The 16,925-nt window shown below is 62.3% G+C and carries 18 protein-coding genes; 9 read left to right on the forward strand and 9 right to left on the reverse strand.

The annotated features are described in order from the left end of the window. Nucleotides 1-51 precede the first annotated feature (51 nt). Nucleotides 52-678: an FMN reductase gene (locus BLW08_RS13975; RefSeq protein ID WP_090822605.1), complete on the forward strand. Its 627-nt coding sequence runs from the start codon at nucleotides 52-54 to the stop codon at nucleotides 676-678. Here BLW08_RS13975 and BLW08_RS13980 read toward each other — a convergent pair. After that, nucleotides 664-1,146 (reverse strand): MepB family protein, encoded by a 483-nt coding sequence (locus BLW08_RS13980; protein ID WP_090822050.1) that lies wholly within the window; start codon nucleotides 1,144-1,146, stop codon nucleotides 664-666. The two genes, BLW08_RS13975 and BLW08_RS13980, sit on opposite strands and share 15 nt — an antisense overlap. Nucleotides 1,147-1,236: 90 nt before the next feature. On the opposite strand from BLW08_RS13980, the gene BLW08_RS13985 reads away from it, so the two are divergent. Continuing rightward, on the forward strand, nucleotides 1,237-1,620 hold the full coding sequence (locus BLW08_RS13985; protein WP_091325806.1) for a TFIIB-type zinc ribbon-containing protein: 384 nt from the start codon (nucleotides 1,237-1,239) through the stop codon (nucleotides 1,618-1,620). Between the two features lie 6 nt (nucleotides 1,621-1,626). Here BLW08_RS13985 and BLW08_RS13990 read toward each other — a convergent pair whose 3' ends face one another. Together BLW08_RS13990 and BLW08_RS13995 are read right to left on the reverse strand one after the other, a co-directional pair. After that, complete coding sequence (locus BLW08_RS13990; RefSeq protein ID WP_090822045.1) at nucleotides 1,627-2,202, reverse strand: hypothetical protein; 576 nt, start codon at nucleotides 2,200-2,202, stop codon at nucleotides 1,627-1,629. Between the two features lie 7 nt (nucleotides 2,203-2,209). Then, complete coding sequence (locus tag BLW08_RS13995) at nucleotides 2,210-2,683, reverse strand: hypothetical protein (protein ID WP_090822043.1); 474 nt, start codon at nucleotides 2,681-2,683, stop codon at nucleotides 2,210-2,212. 596 nt (nucleotides 2,684-3,279) lie between these two features. Between BLW08_RS13995 and dnaB the strand changes: the two genes are divergently transcribed. After that, the gene (dnaB, locus tag BLW08_RS14000) at nucleotides 3,280-4,668 is read left to right on the forward strand and encodes a replicative DNA helicase (protein ID WP_089597011.1); all 1,389 of its coding nucleotides are present in this window, start codon (nucleotides 3,280-3,282) and stop codon (nucleotides 4,666-4,668) included. A gap of 4 nt (nucleotides 4,669-4,672) precedes the next feature. Here dnaB and BLW08_RS14005 read toward each other — a convergent pair whose 3' ends face one another. The 5 genes from BLW08_RS14005 to BLW08_RS14025 form a co-directional block, all read right to left on the reverse strand. Beyond that, nucleotides 4,673-5,134, reverse strand: coding sequence for a phage tail protein (locus BLW08_RS14005; RefSeq protein WP_090822041.1), 462 nt, complete (start codon nucleotides 5,132-5,134; stop codon nucleotides 4,673-4,675). A gap of 72 nt (nucleotides 5,135-5,206) precedes the next feature. Continuing rightward, complete coding sequence (locus tag BLW08_RS14010; RefSeq protein ID WP_090822039.1) at nucleotides 5,207-5,665, reverse strand: ribose-5-phosphate isomerase; 459 nt, start codon at nucleotides 5,663-5,665, stop codon at nucleotides 5,207-5,209. Between the two features lie 10 nt (nucleotides 5,666-5,675). Beyond that, a complete protein-coding gene (locus tag BLW08_RS14015; protein ID WP_091325809.1) occupies nucleotides 5,676-7,415 on the reverse strand; it encodes a dihydroxyacetone kinase family protein in 1,740 nt (579 codons plus the stop codon). Nucleotides 7,416-7,455: 40 nt separating this feature from the next. After that, nucleotides 7,456-8,229: an SDR family NAD(P)-dependent oxidoreductase gene (locus tag BLW08_RS14020; protein ID WP_091325811.1), complete on the reverse strand. Its 774-nt coding sequence runs from the start codon at nucleotides 8,227-8,229 to the stop codon at nucleotides 7,456-7,458. A gap of 30 nt (nucleotides 8,230-8,259) precedes the next feature. Beyond that, nucleotides 8,260-9,102 (reverse strand): sugar phosphate isomerase/epimerase family protein, encoded by an 843-nt coding sequence (locus BLW08_RS14025; RefSeq protein ID WP_091325813.1) that lies wholly within the window; start codon nucleotides 9,100-9,102, stop codon nucleotides 8,260-8,262. Between the two features lie 204 nt (nucleotides 9,103-9,306). Between BLW08_RS14025 and BLW08_RS14030 the strand changes: the two genes are divergently transcribed. The 6 genes from BLW08_RS14030 to BLW08_RS14055 all read left to right on the forward strand — a co-directional run bounded on the left by BLW08_RS14030 (nucleotide 9,307) and on the right by BLW08_RS14055 (nucleotide 15,693). After that, a complete protein-coding gene (locus BLW08_RS14030; protein WP_091325814.1) occupies nucleotides 9,307-10,644 on the forward strand; it encodes an MFS transporter in 1,338 nt (445 codons plus the stop codon). Between the two features lie 64 nt (nucleotides 10,645-10,708). Next, nucleotides 10,709-11,602 (forward strand): transketolase, encoded by an 894-nt coding sequence (locus tag BLW08_RS14035; protein WP_091325816.1) that lies wholly within the window; start codon nucleotides 10,709-10,711, stop codon nucleotides 11,600-11,602. Continuing rightward, nucleotides 11,599-12,636: a transketolase family protein gene (locus BLW08_RS14040; protein WP_090822027.1), complete on the forward strand. Its 1,038-nt coding sequence runs from the start codon at nucleotides 11,599-11,601 to the stop codon at nucleotides 12,634-12,636. The genes BLW08_RS14035 and BLW08_RS14040 overlap by 4 nt, the downstream gene beginning before the upstream one ends. Nucleotides 12,637-12,748: 112 nt before the next feature. After that, nucleotides 12,749-13,405 carry a GntR family transcriptional regulator gene (locus BLW08_RS14045; protein WP_090822025.1) on the forward strand — a complete coding sequence of 219 codons (657 nt, stop codon included), beginning with the start codon at nucleotides 12,749-12,751 and terminating at the stop codon, nucleotides 13,403-13,405. Between the two features lie 312 nt (nucleotides 13,406-13,717). Continuing rightward, nucleotides 13,718-14,971 carry a hypothetical protein gene (locus BLW08_RS14050; RefSeq protein WP_091325818.1) on the forward strand — a complete coding sequence of 418 codons (1,254 nt, stop codon included), beginning with the start codon at nucleotides 13,718-13,720 and terminating at the stop codon, nucleotides 14,969-14,971. A gap of 170 nt (nucleotides 14,972-15,141) precedes the next feature. Next, the gene (locus BLW08_RS14055) at nucleotides 15,142-15,693 is read left to right on the forward strand and encodes a transcriptional initiation protein Tat (RefSeq protein ID WP_091325819.1); all 552 of its coding nucleotides are present in this window, start codon (nucleotides 15,142-15,144) and stop codon (nucleotides 15,691-15,693) included. Between the two features lie 228 nt (nucleotides 15,694-15,921). Here the strand turns inward: BLW08_RS14055 and BLW08_RS14060 are convergent, their stop codons facing one another. Next, a complete protein-coding gene (locus BLW08_RS14060; protein WP_090822019.1) occupies nucleotides 15,922-16,650 on the reverse strand; it encodes a helix-turn-helix domain-containing protein in 729 nt (242 codons plus the stop codon). Nucleotides 16,651-16,925 lie beyond the last annotated feature (275 nt).

Below are 16,925 nucleotides of genomic sequence, written 5' to 3' on the forward strand. Positions count from 1 at the left end.
ATTTAGATGCAAATGCATGTAGGCTGGATGAACGAGCAACAGGAGAATGCCATGGAAACCCGCCGCATCACCGTACTTTCCGCCGGACTCGGTGTCCCGTCGTCGAGCCGCCTGCTGGCCGACCAGCTGGCCGCTTCCGCGAGGCGGCAACTGCACGCGGCAGGCTATGAAGCGAAGATCGACGTTGTCGAATTGCGCGACCTTGCCGTGGATATCGCGAATAATTTTGTCACCGGCTACGCCGCGCCGCGCCTCGCAGAAGTGATTGCCGGCGTAGAGGATTCCGACGCCATCATCGCGGTCAGCCCCGTCTTCAGTGCGTCCTACAGCGGCCTCTTCAAGTCATTTATTGACGTCCTGGACCCCAAGTCACTGGACGGCAAGGCAGTTCTGCTGGGGGCCACCGGCGGTACTGACCGCCACCAGATGGTGCTGGACTACGCCATGCGGCCCCTGTTCAGCTACCTCCGCACCCGGATTGCCGCTACGGGCGTCTTCGCGGGGCCCCAGGATTGGGGAAACACCGACGACGGCGGCTCGCCGCTCTCGGCGCGCGTGGACCGGGCTGCGGGTGAACTCGTGCAGTTGTTGAGTGGTACCCAGCCGAACCGCAAGAGCGACGCACTGGAATCGCTGCCCTTCGAGCAGCTGCTGGCCGGAATCTCAGCCGGCAGGTAGATCCTTCCCGGTCCAGTTCCGGAAGAACCCGCTCTGCCACTCCTGAGTAGCCCGGGCCTGTCGATTCGACGTGGCGGACCATGGGGGATAAACGCGGAATCCGCGCTTCCCGCCTTTGCCCTGGACGGAGACGATCCCGTGCTTAAGCAAAGCCGCCTTGGGGAAGGCAAAGTGACCGGAGTTTCCGCCCTCCCTGACCGAAACCACCAGTGCGTCAGCGTCATTGGCGGACGGGTGGTCGGCCGGGAAGGGTTCTGTACCGCCGTCGATTGAACGCTGCCACACCGCAACGAAGAGGCCCACCTTGTTGGGCGTAAGCTTGCCGACGCGGAAACGGACCAGTGCCTCTCCGCAGGTGGACACGGCGGCACCATATTCGGCGTTCTCTGCTTCCGGGCAGGGTGGACAGTACCCCATGCTCAGCAGTTCCATGAGTCGGTGGGCCTCGGCTACATCCGGGTGGATCATCCGTTCAGTATGCCCGCGCCCCGTGTGATTGCTTCGAATGAGTGCGCGGCCGGCTCGAACTTATTCACGGGTTCGATCGTTGGGGCAAGCATGAAGTGTCCTGTGGATTCCATTGACCTGGTGATGAGCGAACGTAGCGGCGTGGAGATCGATTATTGCCCGCAATGCAGGGGGGTGTGGCTGGATCGCGGTGAGTTGGACAAGATCATTGACCGCGTAGCGGCCGAATCTGTGCCAGCCCCTGTCCGGCCTGCCGCTGCACCAGCACAGCCGCCAATCGCCCCACCGCCGCTCTACAACCCTTTCGAGTCCCGTCCGCAGCAACCGCGTTATGACGACCGGGACCGGCGCGATGGCCGCGGTGACTATGACCGTAGGGATTACGACCGCAGGGGTGACTATGATCGCCGCGACGAGTACGGCCGGAAGCGCAAGAAGAAGGAAGGCTTCCTGGGTGACCTGTTCGACTTCTAGGACGCTTTAGTCGTCCAGTAGTTCAATGAACTCGCGGGCTTGCTTGATGGTGATGTCAGAGTGGCGCGTCAACGCCGCGGCCGCGCCCTCAACATCGCCACTCTTTGCCAGTGTCCGGATCCGTCCGTAAATCTCATCATTGAGCATGTTGCTGCTCACTTCCCGCGTCACGTCGCCCTTGCTGACAATCGCCCGGTACCGGTAGGGGAAGCGTTCGGGTTCGTCGTCATCGTCCGCCAACAGATCTTTGGAAGGCGCTTCCGGCATGAACGGCTGAGGGTGCGCGGCGAGTGCACCCACGGCGTCACGTGACGCGCGCAGTCCTTCGCCTGTGGCCTGCAAATAGAGCTTGATGGCAGCCATTCCCTGCCCCCTGGCGATCAGCGAGTAGAGCTGGCGGTGCTGTTCCTGATTGAGCTTGGCCGCGGATTCCCTGGCCAGTTCTACGGGATCCTTGGGAGCATTCGCCGCCGCGAAGCCGGCCTTGGTTTCAGCCGTGCGCTTGGTGAACGAGCGAATAAGCAGGAGCACGCCCGCTATGACCGCAATGAGGATCAGGAGCGGGATGAGGATGGAGTCCATGGCGTTGTCAGAGCCGATCTACGTAGTTCTTGGCGGTCAGTAAGTCTGAGTGGGTAGCCTGGCGCAGAACCTTGATGGCCTCGATCTTTTTCCCGCTGCGGACCAGGTTCTGCAACTCGAAAGCGAGCTGCGGGTTCAGCTGGCCATTGGGAAGAACGGCAGGCTGGTGACCAGCTTGGCCGGCGGCCTGCGACCGTGCAGCCTGGGCCTGGACAGCAGTTCGGTTCTGTTCCGTTTGCTGGCTGTGCTGCGCTTCGTTCTGGCTCGGCTTGGTAGTGGCTTCGATTCGGGCGCGCAGTGCCAAGGCGGCCTGAACCTGCGATGCCTGGTGGGCAGCTGAGCGGGCTGCCAGTTCGCGTTGGTATCTCTCCGCGTCCGAGATGCCGGTATCGCGCGGTTTGAAGGCCGCAGTAAGGGCCCACAGGAGGCCCACGAGGACAAGAAGCGGAAGGGCAATCGTCAACACGTCACCAAAGTTCATCCCCATGCTTAGAGCTTATGCCAGAAGTTGGTTATCCACAGCACATTCCATATTTGGCATAGGCTTCTGAGAGGCCGCTGTCAAATTGGGAGGCACTTTGTAAGATGCATCACATTTGCGGCATGTTTACTTCGGTTTTACCCGTCCGCCGGGCCTCCTGCGATCGTGGGTCTGTGGATGATTTCCGGCGAAATCTTTCTTTAGTCCACAGCGTGTGAGGAACGTTTCCGCAGGTCAGGCGCTAGTTTCTCCAAAAAGAAATTCTCTATCCACAGAGTAACGCACAGTCTGTGCACAACGTGGGGGTGGTATTCCACAGGTTATCCACAAGGGGTGTCAGGCGGCTCCTGTAACGTGTCTGAAGTGTCCATTTCGGGCACGAATATCCCCAGTGCGGTGTCTTGGGCATCGCGAATGACACAGCTCGCGACGAGCTGAGGAAATCGACTGTGGATAACTTGTGGATACGGAACGCTATATTGTCGGCCCTGCCTGAGATGGTCAGTGGCACCAGACGGATTCTGTAACCACATACTGCGCTTTACGGACCGTCGGGGAGCACAATCCCTGCAGCGGTACACAAATGGAGGACGGCTTTGTCAGTTACGCACTTGGACTCAATCGAGGGCACACGCGCTTCGGACTCGAGCCGGAAACCTCCACAGGACATCCCCGCTGAACAGTCGGTGCTGGGCGGCATGATGCTGTCCAAGGACGCGATTGCCGACGTCGTGGAGATCGTTCGTGGCCATGATTTCTATCGGCCGGCACACGAGACCATCTACGAATCCATTATTGACCTCTATGGTCGTGGCGAGCCCGCCGACGCCGTCACCGTCTCCGATGAGCTGACCAAGCGCGGCGAGATCAACAGAATCGGCGGCCCGGCTTACCTGCACGAGCTGATCCAGACCGTCCCCACTGCAGCCAACGCCGGCTACTACGCCGAGATCGTTGCTGAGCGCGCTGTGCTCCGCCGCCTCGTGAACGCCGGCACCAAGATCGTCCAGATGGGCTACGGCCAGGACGGCGAGGTGGAAGACCTGGTCAACCAGGCCCAAGCCGAGGTGTACGCGGTCGCTGAGAAGCGCACTGCAGAGGACTACGTGGCGTTGAAGGACGTCATGGAATCCACCGTGGACGAAATCGAGGCCTCCGGTCACCGCGGCGAAGGCATGACCGGTGTTCCCACGGGCTTTTACGAGCTGGACGAACTGACGCACGGCCTGCACCCGGGCCAGATGATTGTCATCGCGGCCCGTCCCGCTGTTGGTAAGTCCACGTTCGCGCTGGACTTTGCCCGCTCCGCAGCCATCAAGAACAACCTGGCCACCGTGATGTTCTCCCTGGAAATGGGCCGGAACGAGATCGCCATGCGCCTTCTCTCCGCAGAAGCCACCATTGGCCTGCAGGATCTCCGTAAGGGCACCATCAAGGACGAGCAGTGGTCCAAAATCGCCACCACCATGGGCCGCATGAACGACGCTCCGCTGTTCATCGATGACAGCCCCAACATGTCCCTCATGGAAATCCGGGCCAAATGCCGCCGCCTGAAGCAGCAGCACGACCTCAAACTTGTGATCCTTGACTACCTTCAGCTCATGAGCTCCGGCAAGAAGGTGGAATCCCGCCAGCAGGAAGTTTCCGAGTTCTCGCGTGCCCTCAAGCTGCTTGCCAAGGAGTTGCAGGTTCCCGTCATCGCGCTGTCACAGCTGAACCGTGGTTCTGAGCAGCGCCAGGACAAACGCCCCATGGTGTCTGACCTTCGTGAATCGGGCTCGATCGAGCAGGACGCCGACATGGTTATCCTGTTGCACCGCGAAGACGTGTACGACAAAGAATCGCCGCGTGCCGGCGAAGCTGACATCCTCATCGCCAAGCACCGTAACGGTCCCACCAAGGACATTGTGGTTGCCTTCCAGGGCCACTACTCACGCTTCGCCAACATGGCAGGCGACGCAGGAGCCGGTGGAGGCGGGTTCTAAGGGGTCAGTACTCGCCCTTAATCACGAAGTAGGATCCGCGAATGGTGCCGGCCAACTTCGACTTCTGGCGTGCGAATTTGAAGGTGGACGCCAGTTCTTCCGGCACCTCCATGCCGTCCGATAGCTTGAAGCCCACCGCCCGCTTCCCGTCGCCGGTGCTGTACATGACGTTGATGGCCAGCCCTGACTCGTAGAAAACGTAGGCCATCTGCAGGTCTTCCACTTGGAAGGCCGTGGCTTCGAGGGGGCGTGACTGGATCACGATGTCACGCTCTTCCTTGAGGATCCGGCTAACCCTCTCAACGACGTCGGGAACCTCGCTGGCCGGGCTCACCGCGAACTCATGGTCGTACTTGTTCTTGTAGTAGCGGGCCTCGTTGGCGCGCAACCCAGCGGCAGCGTCCGCCACGGGTGACGACTCCAATCCGACTGTCGAAACGTCCTTGAAATCAACGATGTAGGGCATTGGCTCTCCTGGTCCGCGGGCCTGTTTGGACCAATGCTACTGACCCCTAACCCCGGCAGTCTTTAATGCGTCCTAGCAGCCCTCGAAGTCGCTCAGGACCTTCACCTTCGCGGCGGATCCGGACGAAGGATCGAACACGTAGCCGATCCACTCCCTGGCCAGGCGGCGGGCCAGTTCCACTCCCACTACGCGCTGGCCCATGGTGAGGACCTGGCAGTCGTTGGACAGGATGGAGCGTTCTACGGAGAAGGAATCGTGGGCTGCAGTCGCCCTGATTCCCGGGACCTTGTTGGCCGCGATGGCCACGCCGATTCCCGTGCCGCAGAACAGGATGGCCCGGTCGGCCTTGCCGTCGCGGATCATCTCTCCGGCGGCGATGCCCACGTACGGGTACGGCCTGGCGAAGTCCTCGTCCGCGCGGTTCACTCCGATGTCGATCACCTCAGTGATCCGGGAGTCGGCCTCAAGGTCGGCCAGGATCCGGTCTTTGTAGTCAACGCCGGCTTCGTCGGCTCCAACAATAATGCGCATGAAAAGACTCCTAGTTGGCTGCAGCGGGAACGGGAGCTGCTGTGAAGTGTGGCCCGACGGCGGTGAAGACCATGGCGAGGGACGTCGCCCCGGGATCAGGCGTACCAAGGCTCTTCTCGGCCAGTGGCCGGGCCCGGCCTTTGAGCGGGCGAAGTTCCGCTGTGGATGCTGCTGCCGAGGTAGCGTCGGCTGCGGCAGCTGCCCAGGCCTGCTCCGCACCGATACCGGAAGAAATCCGGTCCTCCAGCGATGCGGCGAACGGAAGCAGCGCATCCATCATGGTCTTGTCCCCGATTTCGGCTTTGCCCAGGCCCGCGATGCGGTCCGCGAAGGCGCGAACAGACCGGGCGAGTACGTCCGGCGTCGGGGTTTCCTCGTCACCCAACCGCTCACCCAGGGCGCGCAGCCCAGCACCCCAGAGAACGCCTGACGTTCCGCCGGCTTTGTCTGCCCAGGCATCGCCGGCGGCGGCCAGCAGTGAACCGGCTCCCGCGCCGCGTTCAAAAGCAACAGCCGCAGCCTTGAGTGCTGCCGCGGATCCACGGACCATGCCACGTCCGTGGTCGCCGTCGCCTGCAATGGCGTCCATATCGCCCAAGACTGATTCCGAATCGCGAAGCAATGCTGCCGTTGTGCCCAGGGCTTGAAGACACTGGGCGGCGTAGGCACGGGACCCGGCTGTGGAGGAGTAGTCTGCGGCGGCCGTAGCATCCACCTCAGCTTCATCCGCCCCAACTGGAGCAACGTCAAACCCCACAGCGCCGCGACGGTAGGCAGGAGTCAGCGCCGGAGCGGTCCAGTACTGCTCCAGCTCGTCATCCAGCCACGTCAGCGTCAGCGAAGCACCGGCCATATCCAGGCTGGTCACCAGCTCGCCCACTTCCGGCATAACCAGTGTGTAACCGGCTTCCCGCAGCAGTGGAGCCACGGTCCGCCACAGAACAAACAGTTCCTCGTGCTTGGTGGAACCCAGGCCGTTGAGGATCACGGCCAGCCGCTTCGAATCCGAGGAAGGCGTCTCGGCCAGCACGCGCCGCACCAGTTCCTGCCCAAGCTCGACGGCGGACGGCAGCTCGGTGTCGAACAATCCAGGCTCGCCGTGGATACCCAGGCCCAGGCCCATCTGTCCCTCGGGAAGGCTGAACAAGGGCTGGTCTGCGCCCGGGAAGGTGCAGCCGCTGAATGCCGTGCCAATGGTTCGCGTCAACTCATTGGCCTTGCGGCCCAAACGAACCACGGAGTCCAGATCCACGCCAGCCTCGGCGGCAGCGCCCATGACTTTGAAAACCACGAAGTCGCCGGCAATACCGCGGCGTTTCTCCGCTTCCTCGATCGAGGCGCTGGCGATGTCGTCCGTGACCAGCACGTTCTCCGTCGGGATCCCTTCGGCTTTCAAGCGCTCACTGGCCATGCCGAAGTTCATGACGTCTCCGGCGTAGTTGCCGTAGGTGAAGACGACGCCGGCTCCGGAGTTGGCGGCCTTTGCCACGGAGTACGCCTGCTGTGACGAGGGTGAGGTGAAGATATTGCCCACCACTGCACCGTCAGCGAAGCCCGGCCCGATGATGCCGGCGAAGGCCGGGTAGTGCCCCGAGCCGCCACCGGTGATGACGGCGACTTTCGGCGTGGCCGGGCGGTTGCGGCGGACTGCGCCGCCTTCCACCTGGCGGACGAGGTCCGAGTGGGCGTCACAGAAACCGGCGAGGGCTTCGTCAGCGAAGTCGGCGGGATCGTTGAAGATTCTGGTCATGGTGGGTCCTGGTTCTGGATTTTCGGACGGCGGGAGGGACTTAGTGGATGTGGCTGCCGCCGTTGATGTCGATGGTGGTTCCGGTGAGGTAAGCGGATTCCTCGGAGGAGAGGAACGTGATGACGGCGGCCACTTCCTCGGTGGTGGCGTTGCGGCCGAGGGGGATGCCTGCGTTGATCGCTGCTTCCTGCTCATCGGTGCTGCCGACGCGGATGTTGGTGTCTACGGCGCCGGGAGTGATGGCGTTGACGGTCACACCGGTCTCGCCGATTTCCCGGGCAAGTGCCTTGGTGAAGCCGAGGATGGCGGCCTTGGCGGCAGAGTAGGGAACCTTGCCGAACACGCCGCCGCCGCGCTGCGCTGAGACGGAGGACATGTTGACGATGCGGCCCCAGCCGTTGGCGATCATGTCCGGCAGGAAGGCTTTGGTGACCAGGTAGGTGCCGGTGGCGTTCACGTCCATGACCTTGTGCCACAGCTCAAGGGAGGTTTCCAGGAAAGGTACGGGGGAGGTGATACCGGCGATGTTGGCCAGGGCGCCGATGGGTGGGAGATTTCCGGCACCAACTTCTGCGGCAACGGCGGCCTGGGCGGCGGTGACGGACGTTTCGTTGGCGACGTCGATTTCGTAGCCGAACGCCGGGACATTGAAGTCGTTGGCGATCTCTGCGGCGACCTTGGCTGACTTCTCGCCGTCGAGGTCCAGAATGACGATGCCCCAGCCCTGGCTGGCGTAACGACGGGCGGTGGTCAGGCCGATGCCGCGATCGGAGGTAGCTCCGGTGAGGACGGCGGTGCGCTGGATGGTGGTCATGGGTGCTCCTTGAATATGAGGTGACGCGGTTTAGATGAGGTCTGTGATGAAGCTGGCTGCCTTGGTGGCTGCCGCCGGGCGTTCGTCGTGGGTGACGTCCCGGGTTTCGAGTTCCAGGGAGAAATGGCCGGTGTAGCCAACGTCCCTGAGTGCTGCCAGTCCGGCAGCGAAGTCCGCTTTGCCGTTGCCGATGCTGAGGTTGATGTTCCCCGGTTGGTTGTCCGTGGCCGGCACGGCGTCCCGCAGATGGACGTGTTTTACCCGCGCGGCGAAGCGGTCCACGAAGTCCAGGGGGTCGCCTCCGGAAGCGACGATGTGGCTGAAGTCCATGACGATTCCGACGTCGGACCCTGCGAGCCGGTCGGTGAGCAGTTGCGCTCGTTCGGTGTTCCAGCACAGCCGGTAGTAGTGCAGGGATTCGGTCCACAGCTCGACGCCGAACTCAGCCGCGCGGACAGAGGCGTGGATTAGTTGGGCTGCTACGGCGTCGATGTCGCATTCGAGCGTGCTCACGGGTTCGTGGTCGATCGCGCCGCAGGGCAGGACGAGCGCTTTGGCGCCGGTCTTTGACGCCAGGGCGAGCAGCATCTCAAGGTGCCTCTCACGCGCCACGTGGGCTGCGGCGTCGAGCGTTGCGTTCAGATCGCCGACGTCGCCGTTGACCGAGCGGACGCGCAGTCCCGAGTTATTGACGACGGCGGCAACCGCCTCCACTGCCTCGGCGTCCAGTGTGTACGGCACATGGTCGCAGACGCCGGGGAGCGCGCCGAGGTCGATTTCCTCGAAGCCCAGGCCGCGCATGGTGTGAAGGGCTGTGGCCAGATCCTGGTGTCGGAAGCTGATGGACGAGCAGCCGAGTCGTTGATGAAACATCGTCGTTGATCCTCAAGTTGGGGCCCTCGCCAGAGAGGGACCTTAGTGATGGACACCACGTTAGCTGCGTTAACTGTCAACAGTCAACCTTCAAAGTTGACTGTTGACATTGCTGGTGTCCTCGGTCACAGTTGACGTATTATGTTGACTGTCGACAGTGGGGTTGCCGAAGAAGCGCCGCACTTTTGAAAGGGAAAGACACACATGAGCAATGAAGCTCTGACCATGCGTGGTCCGGTTCATGGAACCAAGGAAGCAAAGCGCGTCGCCGTCGGTTCCGGCGTTGGCGCAGTCATCGAAACCTACGACTTCATCGGTTTCGGCACCGCCGCAGCCCTGTACTTCGGTACAGCGTTCTTCCCGGGCGCCGACCCGGTGACTGGCACCCTCGCCTCCTTCGCGACCCTCGGCGTCGGCTTCGCTGCCCGTCCGTTGGGCGGCATCATTGGTGGCCACCTCGGCGACAAGCTAGGCCGTAAACCGGTGCTCGTTGCATCGCTCATCCTGATGGGCCTGGCAACCTTCGCAATCGGCCTTCTCCCCACGTACTCGCAGGTGGGGCTTCTGGCTCCCGCGCTCCTGGTTCTGGTCCGCATCATCCAAGGCCTGGCCTTTGGCGCCGAATGGGGTGGCGCCATCCTGATGAGCTACGAGCACGCTCCCTGGCGGAAGAAGGGTCAGTTCACGGGCATCGTGCAGGCCGGCTTCCCCGTGGGCCTCCTGCTCGCCAACCTCGTCTTCCTCGGCAGCGTGGGCCTCGGAAGTGAATGGGCCTGGCGTGTGCCGTTCCTGGCCAGCATCGTCCTTGTGGCTGTTGGCTTGATCATCCGCTCCAAGGTTCCCGAGTCCCCCGTGTTTGAGGACGTGAAGGCCAAGGGCGACATTGTGAAGTCCCCCATCGTTGAGGTCATCAAGACCGACTGGCGCAACATTGTGCGCGGCATCGGCCTCCGCATCGCTGAAACTGCCGGCTACGCCGTGTCCGTGACCTACATGATTTCCTACCTGCACACCAACAAGCTGGCGGACAAGACCGAGACCCTGGTGGCTCTCTGCATCGCTGCCGGTATTGGCATCTTCGCCACGTACTTCTGGGGCAAACTGACGGACCGCGTTGGTCGCCGGCCCGTCTACATCTGGTCCACGGCCTTTGCTGTCCTCTTCGGCATCCCGATGTTCATGCTGGTCAACACCGGATTGTTCTTCTTGATCATCGCGACCATCGTCATCGCCTACGCTGTCTGCCAGAACTCCCTCGCCGGCGCCCAAGGTGCATGGTTCCCGGAGCTCTTCCAGCCCAAGACCCGCTCCTCCGGCGCATCGTTGTCCTACCAGATCTCGGCCATGGTCTCCGGCTTCACCCCCTTCATCACCACCCTCCTGTTCGTCAGCATGGGTTGGATGGGCCCGGCCCTCCTGTTCAGCGTCTACGCAGCCATCGGCCTGTGGGCAGCACTGATCACGCGGGAAACCTGGGGCAAGCGTGAGCGTCAGCTCGCTGAAGAAGCCGCCAGCAAAACTCCCCAGACGGTAAACGCCTAAGCAACCCCTCGACGTCGGGCGCGTTCTCCCCATCGGTGCGCGCCCGATGCACGGAAGGAAACCAGTGACTCTCTCATCAGTTGAAGCGGCGCCCACGGCAGCCCCTGAACCCGGGCGCGTTGACCGCATCCGCGCAGCCGCCTACCGAATCCGTCATCACGCCCTCACCATGGGCGAGGTCCAGGGCCAGGGGTACGTTGGCCAGGCCCTCGGCGCCGCGGACATGCTCGCCTCCGTCTATGCGGACCAGCTGACGTACCGCGCCGAGGACCCGCATTGGGAGGGGCGCGACCGGTTCCTCCTCTCCACGGGCCACTACGCAATCGGGCACTACGCAGCGTTGGCCGAAGCCGGGATAGTGCCCGTGGCCGAACTCGAAACCTACGGTTCGGACGATTCCCGCCTGCCGATGTCCGGTATGTCCACCTACACCCCGGGAATGGAGATCTCCGGCGGTTCCCTGGGCCACGGCCTGACCATCGCCGTCGGCATGGCTCTTGGCCTGCGACTTCAGGGCTCCGCATCCCGCGTGATCAACTTCCTCTCCGACGGCGAACTGGACGAAGGCTCCACCTGGGAGGCCGCCATGGGCGCGCACCACCACCAGTTGGGGAACCTGACGGCCATGGTGGACATCAACGCCCTCCAGGCCGACGGAGCCACGGACACCGTGCTCCGCACCGAACCGGTCACTGAAAAGTGGGAATCGTTCGGCTGGTACACCCAGCGCGTGGACGGGAACGACGTCGGTGCGTTGCTGGCGGCGTTCGACAACATCGCCACGCGCTCCGCTGCTACCGGTCAGCCTTCCGTGATCCTCTGCGACACCAAGGTTGGGCGCGGCGTGCCACTGTTGGAAACCCGCGAAAAGGCGCACTTCATGCGCATCGAAGAACACGAATGGCAGATCTGCCGCGAACAGCTGACCGCTGGATACGAAGGGACGGCTTCAGCATGAGCACACTTACGACGGCGGCCGGCGCCGCTGGTTCTTCCGCCCCCGTTCAGGCGGCCAAGCCGAAGTTGAAAACCTCCGCCATGATCGCGTCGTTCGCTGATCCGGGACAGAAGACCACGCCGGCTCCGTTTGGCCACGCGTTGGTCAAGGCCGCCGAGGCCGATACCCGGATTGTTGGCCTCACGGCAGACCTCGGCAAGTACACGGACATGCACATCTTCGCCAAAGCCTTCCCGGAGCGGTTCTTCCAGATGGGCATGGCCGAACAACTCCTGTTCGGCGCTGCAGCGGGCATGGCTGAGACCGGCCTTATTCCGTTCGCGTCCACCTACTCCGTGTTCGCGGCACGGCGTGCCTACGACTTCCTGTGCCTGGACATCGCCGAGCCGAACCTGAACGTCAACATTGTGGGTGGGCTTCCCGGCCTGACCACCGGGTACGGGCCCAGCCATCAGGCCACCGAGGACATGGCGATCTTCCGCGGCATGCCCAACCTGACCATCGTGGATCCCTGCGACTCCATTGACATCGAGCAAGCTGTTCCCCAGCTCGCGGCGTCGGACGGACCCACGTACCTGCGCTTGCTGCGCGGCAACGTACCCACGGTTTTGGATGAGTACGACTATACGTTTGAGCTCGGCAAGGCAAAGGTCCTGCGTGGAGGCAACGACGTTGTGTTCGTGTCCTCCGGCTTGATGACCATGCGCGCCCTACAGGCCGCCGAAGCCTTGGCGAAGCACAACGTGGACGTGGCCGTGGTGCACACGCCCACCATCAAGCCCTTCGACTCGGCCACTGTACTGGCGGAACTGAGCACGGATCGTCTTGCCGTGACGCTGGAGAACCACACTGTTGTTGGCGGTCTGTTCGAGACTGTTGCGTCCGCCGTCGTCACCGCGGGTCTCGGCAAGCGGGTGGTTCCCATCGCGCTTCCGGACCAATTCCTCGACGCCGGTGCGCTGCCAACTCTGCACGAACGGTACGGCCTGTCCGTGGACCGGATCGTGGCGAAGGTGCTGGCGGAACTCGGCTGAGTTTTCTTTGGGAGTGCGGGACGGACATGACTGCCCGTCCCGCACTCCTGCCCGTAGTATCGACTGTTAACACCGGACTGTTAGCAGTCGCCCATAGAACCGAGGACAGACCATGGCCGTCACCGCATCACTGCTGGGACTTGAGAAGAAGAGCCTTCGCGAACAGGCGCTGGCCGCTTTGCGGACCGCGATCACCAGTGGAGAGCTTGAGCCTGGCCGTCACCTGGTTGAAACCGAGCTCTCCGAGATGCTCCAGATCAGCCGCGGCACCCTCCGGGAAGCGCTGCGTCAGCTGGAACAGGAAGGGCTGATCTCCGCCGGAGCCCGCGGCCGGATGTCCGTGCGGCACCTGGACGTCAAGGAAATCCGCGACATCTTCTCCGTCCGCGGTGTCCTTGAATCATTGGCGGCCCGGACGCTCAGTGATATGCCGGACAAGGAAGCTGCACTCGCGGAGCTGCGTGCCGCCGTCGACACCATGGAAAAGGCTTCGAAGTCATCACTGGAGGAGCGGATCGAATCCGACCTTGAGTTCCACCGCACGCTCTGCCGCCTGTCGGGAAACGAAACCCTGCTGCATTCGTGGGAATCCCTGGAGGGTTCCATCCGGATGTCCATCATGTTCGCGGGGCTGGAACGCGCCACCCGGAACATGAGCGTTGGCCGGCATCACGACATTGTGGCCGCCATTGAGACCGGGAATGCTGCGAAGGCGCGGGAAACCATCATCGCGCACATGGATGGCGCGGCCGAGAATTTGGTGGGATAGATTTGCGGCACCTGCTTGATTGAATCCTGCTCATCATCAGAGGGATAGCACGCTGGAAGGCGTGCTTTTCTTTTGCCTTCAAGGGCGCGTCCAATGGGGTCGTCAATAAAACCCTTCCCGGCATTCCGGCAGGCAAATTTTCTTTCCTGGAAAAGGATTATTGAATTGGTGTTCGTGTGGTTGAATCTAGAAGCTGACTATATGTGGTCCGGGGCAATCATCAGTGGACGGGTCCTTTGACGCCTGCGTGGTCACGACCATTGCCGCTGATGCACCTTCAGCAGAGACCATTTACGGAACAGGAGCACCACCATGACGACAGGGTCGGCGGCGAGCAATCAAGGAAGAGCCAGAGAGGTCGAGCTGGCAGGAGAACAAGCCAGGATTGCCGAACATAGCGAACTGAAACTCCGTGTTCTGGGGTCCCCTGTCTCAGTGGTGCTGCTTGCAGGAGTGACCGCGGAGCTTCGAGCGGAGTTGCGGCGGGCCTGGTCACGGTGCCTCGATCATTCCGGCGGCTCGGTTCCGACTCCCGGAACGCACTCCGTCGCGGGCCCGGAGCACTCAGAAGAACGCCCGTTCCGGGCGACAGTCTCATCAGTTGTTGGCACGGCCGTGGTTACCGGCCGCACCTTCAGGGACTTCGCGTCGGAGCTGACGAGCGCCATAACCTTGGCGGGCATCGCCGCGGGCAGGGGAAGCCTGGTGATGTTGCATGCCGCGGCACTGGCAGATGTGACAAACGGCCGCGCGGTGGCACTCGTAGGCCGTTCGGGCATGGGGAAGACCACCGCCACCAGGCGCCTTGGGGCGGCCCTTGGCTACGTCACCGATGAGACCGTTGCCGTGGATGGCTTGGGCGTGATGGTTCCCTACGCGAAGCCACTCTCCGTGATTATCCAGGATCCGGCCTCTCCCAAGCATCAGATCAGCCCCGACGACCTCGGCCTGCTCGTGGCGCCGGCCGCGCCAGCCCTGGCGTCGGTTGTACTGCTGGACCGGGATCCCGACGCTGCCGTTCCCACGGTCACCCCGCTGGGACACGCGGAAGCGATCATCGAACTTGCACCCCACACCTCGTCCCTTGGTGAGGTCCACCAGCCAATGCGGCGTCTTTGCGAGATTCTGGACGCCACCGGTGGCGCCGTCCGTGTGACATACCGCGAGGCAGGAGATCTGGCCGCCGTCTTGCCTGCCCTGCTTGAGCGGCCGGCCATCTCCAAGACATGGGCGGCAGTCCTTGGTGACGGGTTGCAGTCCCCCGAAGGGCCTCTGTCCCGGGATGCCGTTCGCGCTGGGCTGCTCAGGAGATCCGAGTTGGTAGATGCCGTTGAGATTCCCCTGCCGAATGGGGAAGGGACGGAGCTCCTGGTCATGACTGACCGTGGCGTGGTCCGGCTTAGCGGAGTGGGTCCGGCGATCTGGCATGCACTGGCAACTCCCTGCGACATCAACGGCATCGCCGAGCGGATCGCCCCTGACATAGGACTTCCGGTCGGGTACAAATCCCATTTGCTCAGCAGCGTGGAAGAACTTCAGGCCCACGGGGTTTTGCTGGCGGCATAGCCCCTGAAACAGATGCCGGCTAATCCAGTGTGGAGAAGTTCCGCGTAGTACATTCCAAGCGGGAAAATGTCGCCAAAACAGCGCAGTGATAAGTTCCGATTGCACCGAATTTTCCTATTACAGATTTACTTCAGTCTGCTGGCGCACTGACTGGCTTGAAGGAGCAAACGATGACCTTGGATAAAGGCAAAATAAAAAATCCGGAAATAGATCGACGTAAAGTGATGATCGGCACTGCGTGGAGCATTCCGGTCATTGCAGTCGCTGCCGCAACTCCGGCGATCGCCGCCTCAGTCCCTCCCGTAGTTGTGACGCCCGGAACCGGAACCGTCATCAGCAACTGGAAGGGCGACCACCACTACGGAAGCTTCGAAGAGGACCTGGACCAAAGGGCCTACGACTTCCCCGTCACGGTTAAAGACGCGAACGGCAACCCCGTTGTAGGCGCCACTGTCACGGTCACCGTAGCGGGACAGAACGACGACGGTGACGTGCTTGGTATCTACGCCTACCCAGCGCCGGACAACGGCGGCCCCGAGTCGGACCAAAGCCGCAGCGTTACCGTTACCACCGGGGCCGATGGTGTTGCACTCTTTGCGGTGAGCACACAGAACCTGAGCAGTTCGGAGAGGCCGTCAACGGCCACTATGACCGTGACTGTGACCAGCAACGGCGTCACCACCGTCTCTGTCATCAATGTGGTTCTGACGGAATCCGACTAAAAAGTCGAAACGCCCCTGTTGCGGTTGTGGTCTCATTTTCGGCCAGCCGTAACGGGGTGGCGAGTGAGCTAACCCTGGACATGGGACGGTGCCCCTCAAGGCCCCGTCCCATTCGTTGAACCCGTAGGCCGCATCATGGGCCTACGGGTTCAAGCGTTTGTCAGCTGTGGGCAAGACACTGGCCTCGGGCCGAACGGACTGCGGCCTGCGGCCTGCCTGCCCTCTTGTTCACCATCTTCCAGCGGCCTGCCACTGAGCGTCCGTGTGGCTGTACCCAATCTCCTGAAGTGCATTTGCCAGTTCTCCGCGTGTGGCACACCTGAGGCCAGCGGCCGTGAGTTTCCTGCGGCCCCGGAAGAGATGGCCGCGCACCGTGGTCGTGCGGAGTCCAAGTGCTGCGGCCATTGTGGAGGCGGTCAACGCCCGGCGTTGCGCGAAGAGCTCCAGGACTTGTATTTCACGGTCTGTAAGCCTGGTTCCGATGCTCGACTCCGTAGGGAGTGGGGCTACTGAGCCAACCACAACCGCTTCGATCTGACGAGGAATTTCGGCAGCTGTGGAGTCGTCATCCAGAATTGCCACGGCGCCCTCCGCAGCCAGGGCGGACCGTTGAGCCTGGCTGACCCTGCCCAATACAATGCAGCGCCGGCCGGTTGCCGCAATGGTGCGCACCTTCAGCGGAAGGGGCACTTCATCGTCAAAGAACGCGTCCAGCACTATCCAGTGGGCTGCCCGTGGATGATCACGCGAAAATGAAGACCACGATGTATAGACCTTCCCCAGCGTTGTGGCTTCCGTACTGCTTTGCCACTCGGACATTATCGCGCTGGAGAGGACCGGATTCCTGTGAATGAAATCGACATCGAAGGTGTAGGCAACTGCTCCCATTTTGCCCCCGATCGATGGATAAGCCCGGGCTTCTTCGGCGCCAGCTCTTAGGTGTTGGTGATCTGACACATGAGTAAACTAGCCCGCTCCCCAGCTCCATCAGTGGCTGTCGCGGGCCCGGGCTCAGTGGTGCGCCGCCCAGGGATCACGCCGTTGCCAGACGCTGCTTGTGGGCCACCCTAGTACTTCGAGAGCAGGCAGATCGCTGCCTGTGCAGGGCTCTTCCATAATCAGACAGACGGAGCAACTCCGTTTTGTCAGGAATGAAGAATGACCGCACCCGAGAAGCCGCAGCGGGCCCCTCTTAGAGCCGCAGCTTAGGGCGTGCGCATCCGCAGGGCAGG

Source organism: Arthrobacter sp. cf158 (assembly GCF_900106835.1).
In the GTDB taxonomy this organism is placed as follows: Bacteria; Actinomycetota; Actinomycetes; order Actinomycetales; family Micrococcaceae; genus Arthrobacter.